This is a genomic window from Microbacterium xerophyticum, assembly GCF_053543555.1.
This window is the reverse complement of record NZ_JBLVOB010000007.1, coordinates 18625-32656: the sequence shown is the minus strand read 5'-3', so window position 1 is coordinate 32656 and position 14032 is coordinate 18625. Positions and strand designations below refer to the sequence as shown.

Below are 14032 nucleotides of genomic sequence, written 5' to 3'. Positions count from 1 at the left end.
ACTTCCGGTAGCCCGTCGCGGTCCTATCGTTCGAGGAGGACTCGGACTGGCCCTATCAGGCCTTGGGCGCGCGTGGCAGAACCGACGCCAGCCCTCGTCCCGACCGCGACGACTGCGTTTCGCAGGGGCGTGCGAACTTCGATCTCGAGGACGTCTCCTTGTCGCACCGACTCACCGATCTCGACGGTGCCGTGAGGAACGAAGACGACACCTTTCACTTCACCGTTGATACGCACGGTTGCGGATCCGGCGAGGTCCCCGAGGCTCACAGCGATGCGCCCCTCAGCGGCGTCACGCACACGGGTCCGGTAGACACCGATTCCTGATACGGAGGCGAGTTCGGGGATGTCTCTCCAGTCACCGGGCCCCTGGCCCTCCACCTGAATATCGCGAGGGCCGTCCGGCTCCTCTGCGCGGACCTCCAGCGTCCAGTCCTCGAGCGCCAATTCGCTCGATGCTGCCAAGATCCCAGGATGCTGCTGCGCGGCTGGAGGTACCGACGCCTGATCCTCCACCAACTCGAGTATGCGCAAGCCGAGAGGGGCGAGCACGATGTCAGTCTCTGTGCGGCCGCCCCGGTACGAGGCGGACGCTTGATGCCGGTGGCCAGACCACAGATCAAGCTCGTACAGCGAGCCCATGCCTTCGATGCTGAGGCGGCTTTCGACGGACGTGCGCTCAGTGTTGTAGACCAGCACATACTGGCTCGTCTGCGCGTCCCGCCATTGCGTGAGAATCGCGTGGCCGTTGGTCATCACCCGCGGAAAGACGCCTAGGTCCGCAAGTGCGTCGACAGCCTCCTCGAAGCCATTGATACAACGAGCCGTGCGCCGACCGATCAGACGCGTGAAGGCTCGTTTCACACGCTCGTCACCATCCTGGTGTCCAAAGCCGGAAGCGCGGGTGGGAGGCTCCCCAACTACAAGAACCGCGAGCCCGTTGCCGGCGGCCTCATCGAGCGCTTCCGCAGCCTCCGGGGTTATCGCCTCTTCGTTCACCACAACGGCTCGGTACGCAGGCCCGTCGGGGAAAAGAACCGTCTTCTCGGGATGAGCGGCGCCCTCGACGAGTCCGACCGGGTCGAGGAACTGCACCGTATACCCCGCGCGCTCTAGAGGGTCACCGTCGACGAGGCGGGAAGGAGCGGTGAAGTCGTCTTCGTCGGATCCGCGCGCGGCGGTCGTGAGGAAGCCGTCACGGTAGACCGCGACGTCAGTACGAGGTAGGCCCGTCTCCAGGACAGCGGTGCCGCGCGCCCAGTAGTCGGTGAGAGGACGCCAGTTGTTCCACTCCGGGAAATGCGTATCGTTCCAGGAGTCGGCGACGTAGTCAAAGAACCGGGATTGTGTCGGCCAGGAAGTGCCCGGTGCTTGGCTTGCGAAACCGTGCACGAAGGGTTTGGTGATACCAGCAGCCCATTCCTTGTCCAGCATCTGCTGGAGATCGCCGAGCGTGAGCATATATGCAGCGGCGAATTGTGCGCCGAGCTCGGTGCTCACGCGCACTCCTCCGCCTTGATGTGCACCACCGACGATTGAACGTTGCCAGTCCAGGGCGAACCGCCAGTTCGGATGCTCGCGAGCCACGGGTGCTCGGTCTCCGGAGTTGAGAGATTCGCCTTCAGCGCGCCCCCCGCGGCGGACGAACTCTCGGTTGCTGCGAACCGGCTCGAGGTTCTGTCCGTATGCGACTTGCGCCTTGTGGCGCATCCCGTGAGAGGTGGCCCAGTCCTGAAGGACGAGCAGGTGATCTTGGATGTAAAGATCGGTGAGGAGCTCGTTGTAGTCGTGACGCACCTGCGGGCCGCCGCCGGTGTCAAGCTCGAAGTCGGGAATGGGCTCGTCGTTTGGCACCCAGTAGCGACACATCCCGTGCGCGAAGAGAACAGGAAGGAGCGGCGTGAGATCGTACCCGTGCCGCTTCTGGAAGCGTTCGAGGAGATCCGGGGACCAGAACAGCGAGTCAGCGTTCAACTCCAGCGAGTCCTCAAACAGGTCGGTGCCGGCCAGAGGCAGCAGCGCGGCGTTGTCCGGGCCGATCTGGTGAACGTCGATGTACTCCGTTGCAGCTATGGCAGCCGCTCGGTCTAGAAAACTGGTTACCCCCTGCTCGGTGTCGCGCAACCAGAAAGCGAAGACCGCCCATTCACCCGTCCGGCCGTCCCAAGAAAACGAACCGTCGGTGACATCGTCAGTGACAGTCTCCAAGGACGCAGAGTCTAGGAGCGTCGCCTCGTCTGGCCCAACGATTTCCTGTACCTCCCCACGCCAGGGATCCTGCTTGAGTCTGGTTATCGGTCCGGGACCTCTTCGAACGACGCGCGCCAGCGTGACGGCGATAGGTTGGCCGCCACGCTGGCGGTCCGGGTCGTCGAACGGGCTGGGAACCGTCACTCGGCCCGCCGCTTCCTTGAGATAAGTCACGCCATACTGCAGTTCCTTCGAGGCGTCCGGGGTCCCTTTGCTCGTGTTCGGCGTCTGCAGCGGCCACGCGGCACCCAGGGTGGTGGCTACACCGATTCCTAGGCGTTTCGCCTCATCCAGCACCACGCCAAGCGCATACCTTTGCGCACCGTCGGCCCAGAATCCGGGAGAGAAGGCGACCTCCACCTCACCGAAGCCGGCGTCGGCGATTGCCCGCAACTCGCGGACGAGTTCTTCTGCGGGAACCGGAGACTGCCACCACCAGCGCATTCCTGGTCGGTCATCGGTCAACGGCGTTTGGAATCGCGATGCTTCCAAGGGGGTCAAACGAACCTGAGGTCGGGATAGATCCACACGCGTCGGCTTCATCGAGGGCCTCCAAGCGTCGGCTGAGCGTGGCGCAGGGCTTCGGATCGAGCTACCGCCTGTGACCAGGGGAGGCCCGACGTCGGATCGAGCATCCCGTCGAGGCGATCCACCAGGTGTGAGCCGCTTCCCTTGACGGCAACTGAAGCTCTTCGAGTCCACCAGTCACTGTTGACGTAATTGACTTCAATCTGGCGTGAAGCGGGGGAGGAACCCCTCAGCACCGCTGGCGGACATTTGAGCATGGGATGCCTTTCAATAGACAGATCTGGGAGGTCATGGTGTGCGCTGGATGCACGCCGGGGCCGACAGCGCATAAATGCAACTGTCGGCCCGGACGTGTGTCGGTTCTGACGGATGTTCTATGCGCCAATCTGAGCGAGAAGACGGTCTACTGTCTCCTCACCGTCGCCGCCACCTTCGCCGAATCCGATCATCGTGCGAAGCGGCATGTCTTCGATGAGCTTCAACGTGTCCGGGTCGGTGGGGAGGCCGCCCGCGCCTGACATCGACGCGAACAGCTCACGGACTACGGCGCCACCGATTGGGTGGGACAGCCATTCCCCGATGGTGGACTCGGGCGCGAGCGGGACGACCGGTTCGGGGGTGGACAAGACAACGAGCTGCTCGAGCGGCAGGTCGCGGGAGTGACGGCCGACGGCAATGGAATAGGAGCCAGGCGTGACAGTCCACCCGCCGACGCTCCACCAGGCGAACGCCCTCTCGTCCAGTTCGAAGCTCAACGTGGTTCGCTCTCCTGAGGCCAGATGCACCTTCTCGAACGCGCGGAGTTCGCGAGGCGCCCGGCTCACGGTCGGCCGCTCTTCACCGACATAAACCTGCACAACGTCGCTGCCGGCCCGACTGCCGGTGTTTTCGACGGTGACCTCGACGACCGCACGGGCCACGGTCGCATCTTCGACGATCACTCGCAGATTGCTGTAGGCGAAGGAGGTGTATCCGAGGCCAAAGCCGAAGGGGTAGGCCACCTCCCGGTCAGTGGTGTCGTACCACCTGTATCCGACGGCGACTCCCTCTCCGTAGCGCACGGTCCCGTTAGCTCCTGGCCAATTCACGTAGGCGGGAGTATGCGCCAAAGAGACGGGAATCGTCTCTGCGAGGCGTCCACCGGGCTCGGCAGTGCCGAACAAGATGTCGGCCGCGGCGCTGCCAGACGCCTGACCCGCGAGCCACATTTCCAGGATGGCCGGTGCCTCGCCTCGAACACCTTCTAGTGAGACGACGGACCCGTTACTGAGTACGACGACAATGCTCGAGTTCACGGCATGCACAGCCTCGAACAGGTCAAGTTGGTTGCGCGGGAGGAGGAGATCTGTGCGGTCGAAACCTTCCGATTCTGCGGCGTCGGGCAAACCCAGAAACAGAAGGACCGTGTCGCTCGTACGAGCGAGCTGCACCGCTTCGGTACTGAGGGCTTCGTCGTCAGCGCCATCGACAGTGAATCCGGCCGCGAATCGCACCTCGCGCGCAGTCGCGGCTTGGATGGCGGTGAGTCCGTCATCCAGTTGCGTGGGAACGATGTGCGAGCTCCCTGCGCCCTGATAGCGAGGCGTGCGGGCGAACTCTCCGATCACAGCAATGCGGCCACCCTCATCGGGGCGCAGGGGTAGCAGGTCGCCATCGTTTGCGAGGAGCACGGAGCCGGCAGCCGCCAACTCGCGCGCCAGCTCGTGGTGCGTCTTGTGATCCACAGAGACGTCGCGGCGGCTGCTGCGAAGACGTTCGTGCACTGTGAGTATGCGGGAGACTGCCTCGTCCAGAAGCGACTCGTCGAGGGCGCCGGAAGCCACGGCGGCCTCGACCAAGCCGGGGCTGCGGTCGCCTGTACTCGGCATCTCCAGATCGAGCCCTGCGGTCAAAGCCGCGATAGGGTCAACGACCGCACCCCAGTCCGACACTACATATCCGTCGAACCCCCATTCATTGCGAAGCACATCGGTGAGAAGCCAACGGTTCTGTGATGCGTAGGTGCCATTGACCTTGTTGTACGAACACATGACAGTTGCTGGTTGTGATTCACGAACGACCTGCTCGAATGCGGGGAAGTAGATCTCGCGCAGCGTCCGCTCATCGACTTCCGCGCTGATGCGCATGCGGTCTGTCTCTTGATTGTTGGCAGCGAAGTGCTTAACGGAGGCGCCGACGCCTTCGGACTGGACGCCGCGCACCCACGCCGCGCCGAGTGATCCCGATAGCAGCGGATCCTCGGAGAAGTACTCGAAGTTGCGACCGCAGAGGGGGGAACGCTTGATGTTCACTCCTGGGCCAAGCAGCACATCAACGCCAAGTGCTCGGGACTCCACGCCCAAGGCCCGCCCCATTTTCTCGAGAAGCGAAGGATCCCAGCTCGAACCGGTCGATGCGGCCGTGGGAAAGCTCGTGGCTGGCTCACTGTCGTTGATGCCCAGATGGTCGGACCCGGCACGTTGGTGACGGACGCCGTGCGGACCGTCAGTCAGAGTAGCGGATGTGATGTCGTGCTTCTCGATAGCACGAGTCGTCCAGAACGCTGCTCCGGAGACGAGTGCAGCCTTCTCTCGGAGCGAGAGGCGGGAGACAGTGGGGTACACGAGGTTCCTTTCTGACACCGATTGTGTCGGTGAGGTCTAACTGATGCTGATGTGCTGCGCATCCAACGGCTGGGCCGAGATGCGGTGAAGCGCCCTCGGCCCAGCCCAAGGATCACTTCACGCGCTTGACGGGGAGGATTACGATGGCGGCAATCAACACGATTGGTGCAGCAACCAGCCAGACGATTCCGTAACCGCCCGCGATGGCGACCAGCTGGCCGGCGAGGACAGGCCCAAGCGCCTGCCCGAGGTTCCCGCCGAGGGCGGACATGCCGAGGTCCCGTCCGGCGGTGCGCTTGTCTTTGATGACATCGATGAAGAGAGCTTGATCGACCACCATGTAGGCGCCAAACGCCGTCCCTGCGATGACTCCCTGGATGATGAGCGCGGGGACCGTGGGCGAGAAGAACGGAATCAGCAGCGAGAGTCCCAGAAGAATGGACGACCAGAACACGAATGGCTTGCGACGGCCAATCTTGTCCGACCACTTTCCGACAACGGCGATAGCCAGAATGGTTCCGGGGATGCCGACCAACCCAATCACGGGCGCGAGCGCCGTGGCCTCGGCGGCGCTGAGGGCCGGTTTCACGTAGCTCTGCAGCATGAAGAAACTGAAAGCGGTCGAGATGGAGTAGCCGCACATCATCACGACTTTGCCGATCCACACCCACCGGTAATCCGCGTCCCGCAGAGGGATGAGGAACGACGCAAAGAACCTGCCGAAGTTGATCGGCTCGACCTCAAGATCTTTGGATGAGCGATCTGGAGCGAAGAGGATGAACACGGCGACGAACACAAGGATGACGACCGCGAACACAATGTAGATGTTCAGCTGCACGAGGCCATACAGGGTTCCGGCCGCGACGGAGCCTAGGACGGCGCCGACCATTCCTGCCAGGCCGGAGAAGGTGCTCGCCGTTCCGATGCTCCGTTCGGGCACCCGGTCCGCAACCGTCGCGGTCAGCGGGCCCTGCACCATGTTGAACAGCACCTGGACCAGAGCCCACATGAGGATGATCAGCGCGATGGAGGTCGAGTAGCGCAATCCGACGAGCGCAAGAGCACCGGCTGCGGCGCCTAGGGCCATCCACGGTGCCCGACGGCCGAATCGGGAGCGCGTGCGGTCTGAAAGCACTCCCGTGATCGGCTGCACAAACATGGTGACGAAGACGCCGACTGCCGCCACGATGGAAAGATTCTGGGCGCGGGCCGCCTCAAACTGTGCGTACAGTTCGAGCAACCGGGATTGCTCTGCTGTCGCGGTCGCTGCGCCTGCATCGATCTGGGCCTTGAGGGTCTGCAGCTCGACGAGGTTTGTATTCGCGTCCGCGCCGGTGAACCACGTAGCGAACTCGATTGCTTGCACGTGATTGGGGAGGACGATGCCAAGCATCGCGCCCCAGAGGGCGAAGACAGGCAAGGCAGCCAGGACGTACCACAGGAGATACGACCGGAAAGGCCGCTTCTGCGTGTAGATCGCGGAGGTGCCTTTGACGTTCGGCTCGGTCACCGACGACTCAGACTGGACACTGGGCATCATTGCTCCTTGTTTCTGGGGGGCCGGGCGCCCCAAAACACAGTTTGAACCTGTTTTTGGCTTGATGTCAACTAGTTGCGAGGGAATGAAACTATTTTTTGACCTCGAAAACATGCCTCAGCGCTACTTTTCAGTACGAGGACGTAACATGGTCCTATGTCGGGAGAAAGAGCTAAGCGTGGCCCCTACGCCAAGACGCAGCATCGGCGGGCCTCAATTGCCGCAGCGGCCCTGCAGCTGATCAATGAGCGTGGGGACGCTGATGTCGGCATCGCGGAGGTGGCTGAGCGAGCGGGCGTTACCGAGGCGACCATCCTCTACCATTTTCCCACTCGCGATCATGTGCTGGTCGCAGCGCTCGAAGAAGCCGACGAGGTCAATCGCCGCGTGTTCGAGGAAGTCGACATGCTGGGCATGGATGTCGCCGAGGTTGTGTCGATGTTGGCGACCACCGCTGCGGGACACCCGCATCGCATGCAGCTCTACACCAGCCAGGCGTCCAACGCTGCTGACCCTGGCCACCCCGCACATGCGTGGTTCTTGAAGCATCAGAAGGGTACGCAGGAATATCTCTCTTGGGTGCTTCGACGTGATCAGGCCGAGGGGCGAGCTCACGAGGACGTGGACCCCGAGCAGTTCGCGCGTCAGATGATCGCTCTCTGGGATGGGCTACAGATGCAGAAGCTGTCTGACCCGACGCTCGATCTGCCGAGGCAGGTCACCGACGCGTATCGAAGTTTGGCTCGAGTGGATCTTGTCGAAGCCCGCCGCGCCTTGGAGTCGTTGGTCGCGGGGCTGTAGGGCATGTTTGGCGGCATGGGGCGAGGTGGAGCGATTCGGCGGAGGCAGTGACGAAAGCCCCGCGCTGGATCGCTCATGTTCCACTCCGGGTCATGCGCGCCGCTCCCACTCTTCAAAGACTCGGCGACCGCTTCGCGCAACGATGTGCGGAACGCTCGACCGCACGAAGGTGGTCGACGATGTGAGTCGTCGATCCGCGCGTTCTATCTCTGTGGAGTTTTCACTGTGAGCGCGGGCCCCGGCGCGAGGACGTCTCCTCCTGCAACGGTCGCGGCACGCTCGGCAGCTCTATGACTTGCTTCGACCGGGGGATGCACTCTCCGCGACACTCTCTCCCCGGATACCCTGCGGCACATTCAGCCCTCTCAGCGCACTTCTCACGGAAAATCCTCAAACTTTGTTGCCGCCAAGGCGCTGCCAAGGTCGGGGGGCCGACTTAATCCCAGTTCAGGGGCGAGAAAACGCCTCTCCAGCCAAGGCGACCAAGTGCGGATCCTATCCCTATAGGGATTTCGAGAGAGAAGTTGCCCCTTCTTCTACTACTTACTTTTGATCTCTTACATGAACTAACTACTACTTGGTCACCTTGCCAGGCCTCTCCGATCCCAGTCGGGAGTAGGGCACTCTCCAGCCAAGGTGACCTTGGTCAGTGCTTGTCTCACTTGGCAGAACCGAGCTGCCAACGCCTCGCACTAGGTGAACTCGGTGCTTGTGGTGCTTGTGGGCTCGGCCGCTCAGCGGCGAAATTTCTAGCCTTGCGCGGGGCCGAATAGGGCGGCATGTGGTTAGGCTCCCCATGCAGTTCCGAACGCATCTGTGAGGTAAGCGGCGGCGGGCTGTCGAGCGCGCGAGCCCCCCACTGTGACACGCGAGAGGGCCAACCTCGAGTTTCCTCTTGCCAGAATCGTCGAGAGGTGTAATGCTGTCATACAGCTTTACCGGTTCCACCCACTGCTAACAACGAGGTAGCCATGAGCTTGTCATCGAGTATCAACGCAGCGACGTCGACGCGCGTTGAGCGACTTTCCGCGGGCGAGGCCGTATTCCTTCGCCTGCGGGAAGAGATCGAGGCCAAGATATTCCCGGTCGGAAACAGGCTCCCTTCCGAGGCCCGACTCGCGGAGCGTTACGGTGTCAGCCGACCGGTCGTGCGAGAAGCGCTGCGATCCTGCGCCACGCTGGGGCTGACAGAGACGAGAAGCGGTAGCGGTACTGTCGTGATCTCCGCGGTACCGTCATCCGGTCTCCGGCTCGGTCGCTACTCCGCTGACGACCTGTTCGAGGCGCGTCCGCACATCGAGGGGCCGGCTGCGGGGCTCGCCGCTCAACGTCGGACGAACGACGATGTGACGAATCTGGAAACTCTACTTCAGCGTATGGCCGAAGAGGACGATCCACGTAAGTGGGTACAGCTCGATGCTGAACTGCACATTGCGATTGCGGCGTACACCGGGAACCGGGTATTCGCGGCCGTTGTGACCGAAATCCGTGAGGCCATCGCAGCAGAGTCTGAACTGCTTGCCGTGGTCACCCATCGCCAAACTGATTCTCACCTGGAACACGAGCGGATCGTGGACGCAATCGCGCGCGGTGACGCGCAAGACGCAAGCGCGGCCATGCATACACATCTTGGCGCCGTCGCATCCGCTGTCGCCATCGTCATGCATCCCAGGCGGTCCGCGCCGCCCGTCTAGACGCCAAGCTCCTCCGCTCACTGGAACCGCTATTCGTGGCTACGGCCACCTCCGTCCCACCACCGCTATTTGGTGCGCCAAGAAACAGGATCAGAAATGACTTCACCCACCACATCCCAGCTTCCCGTCCACGAGCCCCTCCACATGCCACGCGTTGAGGTGACCCGTGGGTCGCTCGTCGAGAGCATCCACTATGGGGCGTTCGCGGTCGTCAACGCGCATGGTGCGGTCCTCGCACAGGCGGGTGGCATTGAGCACCCCGTATACGCGCGGTCTTCCCTCAAGCCCCTGCAAGCAGTAGCGATGGTGCGCGCCGGGCTGGACCTGCCGGACGACCTGCTCGCGCTCAGCTGTGCGAGCCACTCGGGCGCTCCCGCCCACCAGTCGGGTGCCAAGCGCATCCTTGCGATGCATGGGCTTGACTCTTCTGCACTTCGGAACATCACGGATCTCCCGTACGGGGTACAGGAGCGCGAGGCCTATTTGCGCGCTGATGGTCAGCGCACACAGATCGCGCAGAACTGCTCCGGAAAGCACGCGGCGATGCTGGCGACGTGCGTTATCAACGGGTGGTCCACATCCGACTACCTCGACTTCTCGCACCCCCCTACAGCAACTGATACTCCAGACGATTGAGGAGTTGACCGGTGAAGAAGCCGGCGCGACGACGACTGATGGGTGCGGGACGCCACTGTTCGCATTCTCGCTATCCGCCACAGCTCTCGCATACGCGCGACTCAGTTCCAGCGACCCCGGCAGTGCTGAATGGCGCGTTTCGGCGGCGATGCGCGCCCGCCCCGACATGGTAGCCGGCGAGGGGCGAGACGTCACGGCACTGATGCGCAGCGTTCCGGGCCTCATCGCTAAGGATGGCGCGGAAGCGGTGCAGCTGGCTGGCCTGATTCCAGGAGTACAAGATCTCGGCCCCCGACGAGTTCCCTGCCGCAAGCGCTTTGAAAGATGAGCTGAAACAGGCAGACCTTCGCGAGGTGCTTTTCCACCAGCTGAACATCTACCTTGCAGCCATGCAGGTTCGCGCTCCGCGTGCCTCAGGTGTCCGCACTGTGGGTTCAACCGCGCCTGTGCTTAGCTGAATTCAGCCGCCGAGATAACGTGCACCCTATGCTGTCACGTTCGTAGCGGACGAATCTCAGCCCTACGTTGTGCGATTCCGGGTCTCACCGGACTAGGGAGAGTGTCGCGATCGCCGACTGGATCGCGACCGCGGCGGCGCCTCGTGCCCAGGCGGTGAATCCCGGCTCGTCGATGTAGAGTTCGATGGGATCCGCGAGAGGGTCTCGGTCGGTGGTGATCGCTCGACGGATGGCGGGTTCTGCGACCGCGAACAGCCCGATTCCGTCGCCGGCGAGGACGGTGGCCGGCTGCATGGTGAGGTTCGCGGCGAGAGCGATGAACCGGCCGAGCGCTTCGCCGGCGGCATCCGCCACTGCTGTCGCTGCCGGGTTGCCGCCTGCGGTGAGCGCCAGGAACTCGTCGTAGTCGATGGAGCGTCGCAGGGCGCTGGAGACCTGAGCGGTGATCGATCCTGAGGTGAGCATCGCCTGCGCGCATCCGCGGTGTCCGCGGTCGCAGAGGGGGCCGTTGGCTGCGAGAGGGATGTGTCCGCCGAGGCCTGCGCCGACCTCGCGGGTGCGAACGACCTCGTTGTGCGCGACGACCGCGTAGCCGATGCCCTCGCCGATCGTGATCACCGAGAACCCGGGCAGCCCACGTCCCATGCCGAACCACCGCTCGGCCTCGGCGAGCGCGACGAGGTCGTTCTCGACGGTGACGGGCAGTCCGGTCGCATCGGAGAGCATCGACGCGAACGGGACGTCGTGCCAGTCGAGGAAGGGGGCGAACTCGACGACGCCGCCGTCGACAGAGCCGCCGAGGCTCACGCCGATGCCACGGATGTCGCCGTCGAAATCGTCGATCGCCGCGCGGATGTCGGCGACGACGCTCGACGGATCGGATGCAGTGAGCGGGCGGGTGAAGGAATCGACGAGGGCGGCGCGGACGTCGGTCAGAACGGCGTGCAGGGTGTCGCCGGTGAGTTTGATGCCGACGAAGAAGCCGCGGTCGGGGGCGATGTCGAGCGGTCGGGTCGGTCGGCCCACCGACCCGTCGACGACATCGTCGAGTTCGACGAGAAGACCGGTGTCGAGAAAGGGCTTCGCCAGGCGGGTGAGGCTCGCGGCGGAGAGCCCGAGTCTGGAGGTGAGTGCCGATCGAGAGATCGGACCGTGGATCAGCACCGCTTCAGCGAGCGCGTTCTCGCTTTCTGTGAGCACGGTCACCTCCTCGTTGGTTCCATTGTGGCACTAAACCATCGATCGACTCGGGATTCACGGTTCCCAGAACCGCTCTTGGCACGCCTTTACTTTCGTGATAGAACTAATCCATGCATTTCAGCAATGAGGCTCTGCAGGAGAGCGTGATGGATGATCTCGAAACCCCGGCCACCCGCGAACGCGCGATCCACCTTCACCGCGGCGGGACGAGCGTCGTCATCGACCTCGAGTCCGAAGACGTGCCCGTCATCGTCCACTGGGGCGAAGAGCTCGTCGACTCGACTCCCGAGACGCTGCGAAGCATCGCGGCCGCCGCCCGCCCGCAGCGAGTGTCCGGTGGTCTCGACCACACGGCACGTCTCAGCGCCGTCGCCACCGAGGCCTCGGGCTGGCTCGGAACGCCCTCCATCGAGGGGCACCGTGCAGGCGCCGGCTTCAGCATCAAGCCCGAGGTCGTCGAGGTACGCACCGATCACCATGCGGCCACGATCGAGATGGAAGACGCGGAAGCGGGGATCCACCTCCGCTGGGACGTCGAGGTCGGCATCGGAGGTCTGCTCCACCAGCGCATGACGGTGAGCAACACCGGCGACGGCGGCTACTCCCTCGATGCTCTGCAGCTCGCCTTCCCCACGCCGGGGGATGCCACGGAACTTCTCGACACCACCGGCCATCACCTTCGCGAGCGCACCGCCCAGCGGCGCAGCTTCACGCTCGGCACCCACCTGCGGGAGAGTCGACGGGGACGGCCGGGCGCAGACGCGACCGTGCTGCTGGCGGCAGGGCGGCCCGGCTTCGGCTTCGAGTCCGGTCGGGTGCACGGCATCCATGTCGCATGGAGCGGAAACCACCGTGTGCTCGCCGAGCGGGTCGTGACGGGTGACGCCTTCCTCGCGGGCGGTGAGCTGTTCGCGCCTGGCGAGGTCATGATCGCGCCCGGAGCATCCATCTCGTCGCCGTGGGTCATCGGCTCGTGGGGCGACGGTCTCAACCAGCTCTCGCAGCGCTTCCACGCCGAGTGGCGCGACCGTCCGCAGCATCCGCGCCGCGCCCGCCCGGTCACCCTGAACACGTGGGAAGCCGTCTACTTCGACCACGACTTCGATCGGCTGGCGGCGCTCGCTGATGCTGCGGCCGAGGTCGGGATCGAGCGGTTCGTGCTCGACGACGGGTGGTTCACCGGGCGACGCGACGACACCCGTGGACTCGGCGACTGGAAGGTGGATGCCGAGGTGTGGCCCGAGGGGCTGCACCCCCTGGTGCGCAAGGTCACCGATCTCGGCATGGAGTTCGGACTCTGGGTGGAGCCCGAGATGGTGAACCCCGACAGCGATCTCGCCCGCGCGCATCCCGACTGGATCCTCCGCGGCCGCGCGTCTCTGCCGCCTTCCGCGCGGCAGCAGCAGGTGCTGGATCTCGCGAATCCCGACGCGTACCGCCACATCGCTGATCGCCTCCTCGCGCTCCTGGCCGAGTATCCGATCGCCTACCTCAAGTGGGATCACAACCGCGATCTCGTCGATGCGGGCAGCGGACCGGGGGGATCCCCGCGCGTGCGTCAGAACACGCTCGCCCTCTACCGGCTGCTCGACGAGCTGAAGGCCGCCCACCCCGACCTCGAGATCGAGAGCTGCGCCTCGGGTGGTGCTCGGGTCGACCTCGGCATCCTCGACCGCACCGACCGCATCTGGACGAGCGACAGCCTCGACCCGATCGAGCGGCTCGAGAACCAGCGCTACACCGGCCTCGTCGTGCCGCCCGAGATGATGGGCATGCACCTCACGAGCCCCGTGGTGCACTCCTCGGGACGCACGGTCTCGCTCGAGCTGAGCGCCGCCGTCGCCCTGCTCGGGCACTTCGGCGTCGAGTGGGACCTCACCTCCGCCGACGAGCAGACCCGGGGCCGCGTCGCCGGCTGGATCGCCCTCGCCAAGAGGCTGCGGCCGCTGATCGCCGACGGCACCATGGTGCATGTCGACGGTGTCGAACCCGGCATCGACGTGCGCGGGATCGTCGCAGACGATGACTCACGCGCGGTGTTCACCATCACGCAGGTCGCGACGAGCGCCGCTTACCCCGCAGCGCGGGTCCGATTCCCGGGGCTGGATCCCGCGCGGTCCTACGAGCTCAGCATCCTCTCGCGCCCCGCGCATGACCCGGCCCAGTCACCGCTCGCGTGGGCCGAGGAGCCCGTCGCCATGACCGGTCGAGAGCTCGGGAGCATCGGCATCCGCCCGCCCGTGCAGTTCCCCCAGCAGGCGACCGTCGTCGAGATCGTTTCACAGCACTGATCACTGAGCAGTTGTTCCGCGCAAGGAGGCGCACA

9 protein-coding genes are annotated in these 14032 nt (G+C 64.2%); 5 read left to right on the top strand and 4 right to left on the bottom strand.

Translation table 11 applies throughout. From position 1 onward, the window contains the following. Window positions 1–23 precede the first annotated feature (23 nt). From ACNPNP_RS11620 to ACNPNP_RS11610, 3 genes are all read right to left on the bottom strand, one after another. Window positions 24–2714 carry a glycosyl hydrolase gene (locus tag ACNPNP_RS11620; RefSeq protein WP_448966204.1) on the bottom strand — a complete coding sequence of 897 codons (2691 nt, stop codon included), beginning with the start codon at window positions 2712–2714 and terminating at the stop codon, window positions 24–26. A 437-nt stretch (window positions 2715–3151) separates the two neighbouring features. Then, window positions 3152–5380, bottom strand: coding sequence for a glycoside hydrolase family 3 C-terminal domain-containing protein (locus tag ACNPNP_RS11615; protein WP_448966203.1), 2229 nt, complete (start codon window positions 5378–5380; stop codon window positions 3152–3154). Window positions 5381–5492: 112 nt separating this feature from the next. Further along, complete coding sequence (locus tag ACNPNP_RS11610; protein ID WP_448966202.1) at window positions 5493–6917, bottom strand: MFS transporter; 1425 nt, start codon at window positions 6915–6917, stop codon at window positions 5493–5495. A 156-nt stretch (window positions 6918–7073) separates the two neighbouring features. Here ACNPNP_RS11610 and ACNPNP_RS11605 point away from each other — a divergent pair, with 156 nt between their 5' ends. The 4 genes from ACNPNP_RS11605 (at window position 7074) to ACNPNP_RS11590 (ending at window position 10376) form a co-directional block, all read left to right on the top strand. Further along, a complete protein-coding gene (locus ACNPNP_RS11605; RefSeq protein WP_448966201.1) occupies window positions 7074–7718 on the top strand; it encodes a TetR/AcrR family transcriptional regulator in 645 nt (214 codons plus the stop codon). Window positions 7719–8689: 971 nt separating this feature from the next. After that, window positions 8690–9412, top strand: coding sequence for a FadR/GntR family transcriptional regulator (locus ACNPNP_RS11600; protein ID WP_448966200.1), 723 nt, complete (start codon window positions 8690–8692; stop codon window positions 9410–9412). Window positions 9413–9508: 96 nt separating this feature from the next. Then, window positions 9509–10048 (top strand): asparaginase, encoded by a 540-nt coding sequence (locus ACNPNP_RS11595; protein ID WP_448966199.1) that lies wholly within the window; start codon window positions 9509–9511, stop codon window positions 10046–10048. A 4-nt stretch (window positions 10049–10052) separates the two neighbouring features. Further along, a complete protein-coding gene (locus tag ACNPNP_RS11590; protein WP_448966198.1) occupies window positions 10053–10376 on the top strand; it encodes an asparaginase in 324 nt (107 codons plus the stop codon). Window positions 10377–10590: 214 nt separating this feature from the next. On the opposite strand, the gene ACNPNP_RS11585 is transcribed toward ACNPNP_RS11590, so the two are convergent. Next, on the bottom strand, window positions 10591–11706 hold the full coding sequence (locus ACNPNP_RS11585; RefSeq protein WP_448966197.1) for an ROK family protein: 1116 nt from the start codon (window positions 11704–11706) through the stop codon (window positions 10591–10593). Window positions 11707–11816: 110 nt separating this feature from the next. Between ACNPNP_RS11585 and ACNPNP_RS11580 the strand changes: the two genes are divergently transcribed. After that, window positions 11817–13997, top strand: coding sequence for an alpha-galactosidase (locus ACNPNP_RS11580; protein ID WP_448966196.1), 2181 nt, complete (start codon window positions 11817–11819; stop codon window positions 13995–13997). Window positions 13998–14032: the final 35 nt, after the last annotated feature.

Bases quoted from the DNA above. Each gene is read 5' to 3' on its own strand.
- ACNPNP_RS11610 (WP_448966202.1), bottom strand. From the start codon at position 6,917: ATGCCCAGTGTCCAGTCTGAGTCGTCGGTGACCGAGCCGAACGTCAAA.
- ACNPNP_RS11605 (WP_448966201.1), top strand. From the start codon at position 7,074: ATGTCGGGAGAAAGAGCTAAGCGTGGCCCCTACGCCAAGACGCAGCAT.
- ACNPNP_RS11600 (WP_448966200.1), top strand. From the start codon at position 8,690: ATGAGCTTGTCATCGAGTATCAACGCAGCGACGTCGACGCGCGTTGAG.
- ACNPNP_RS11595 (WP_448966199.1), top strand. From the start codon at position 9,509: ATGACTTCACCCACCACATCCCAGCTTCCCGTCCACGAGCCCCTCCAC.
- ACNPNP_RS11580 (WP_448966196.1), top strand. From the start codon at position 11,817: ATGCATTTCAGCAATGAGGCTCTGCAGGAGAGCGTGATGGATGATCTC.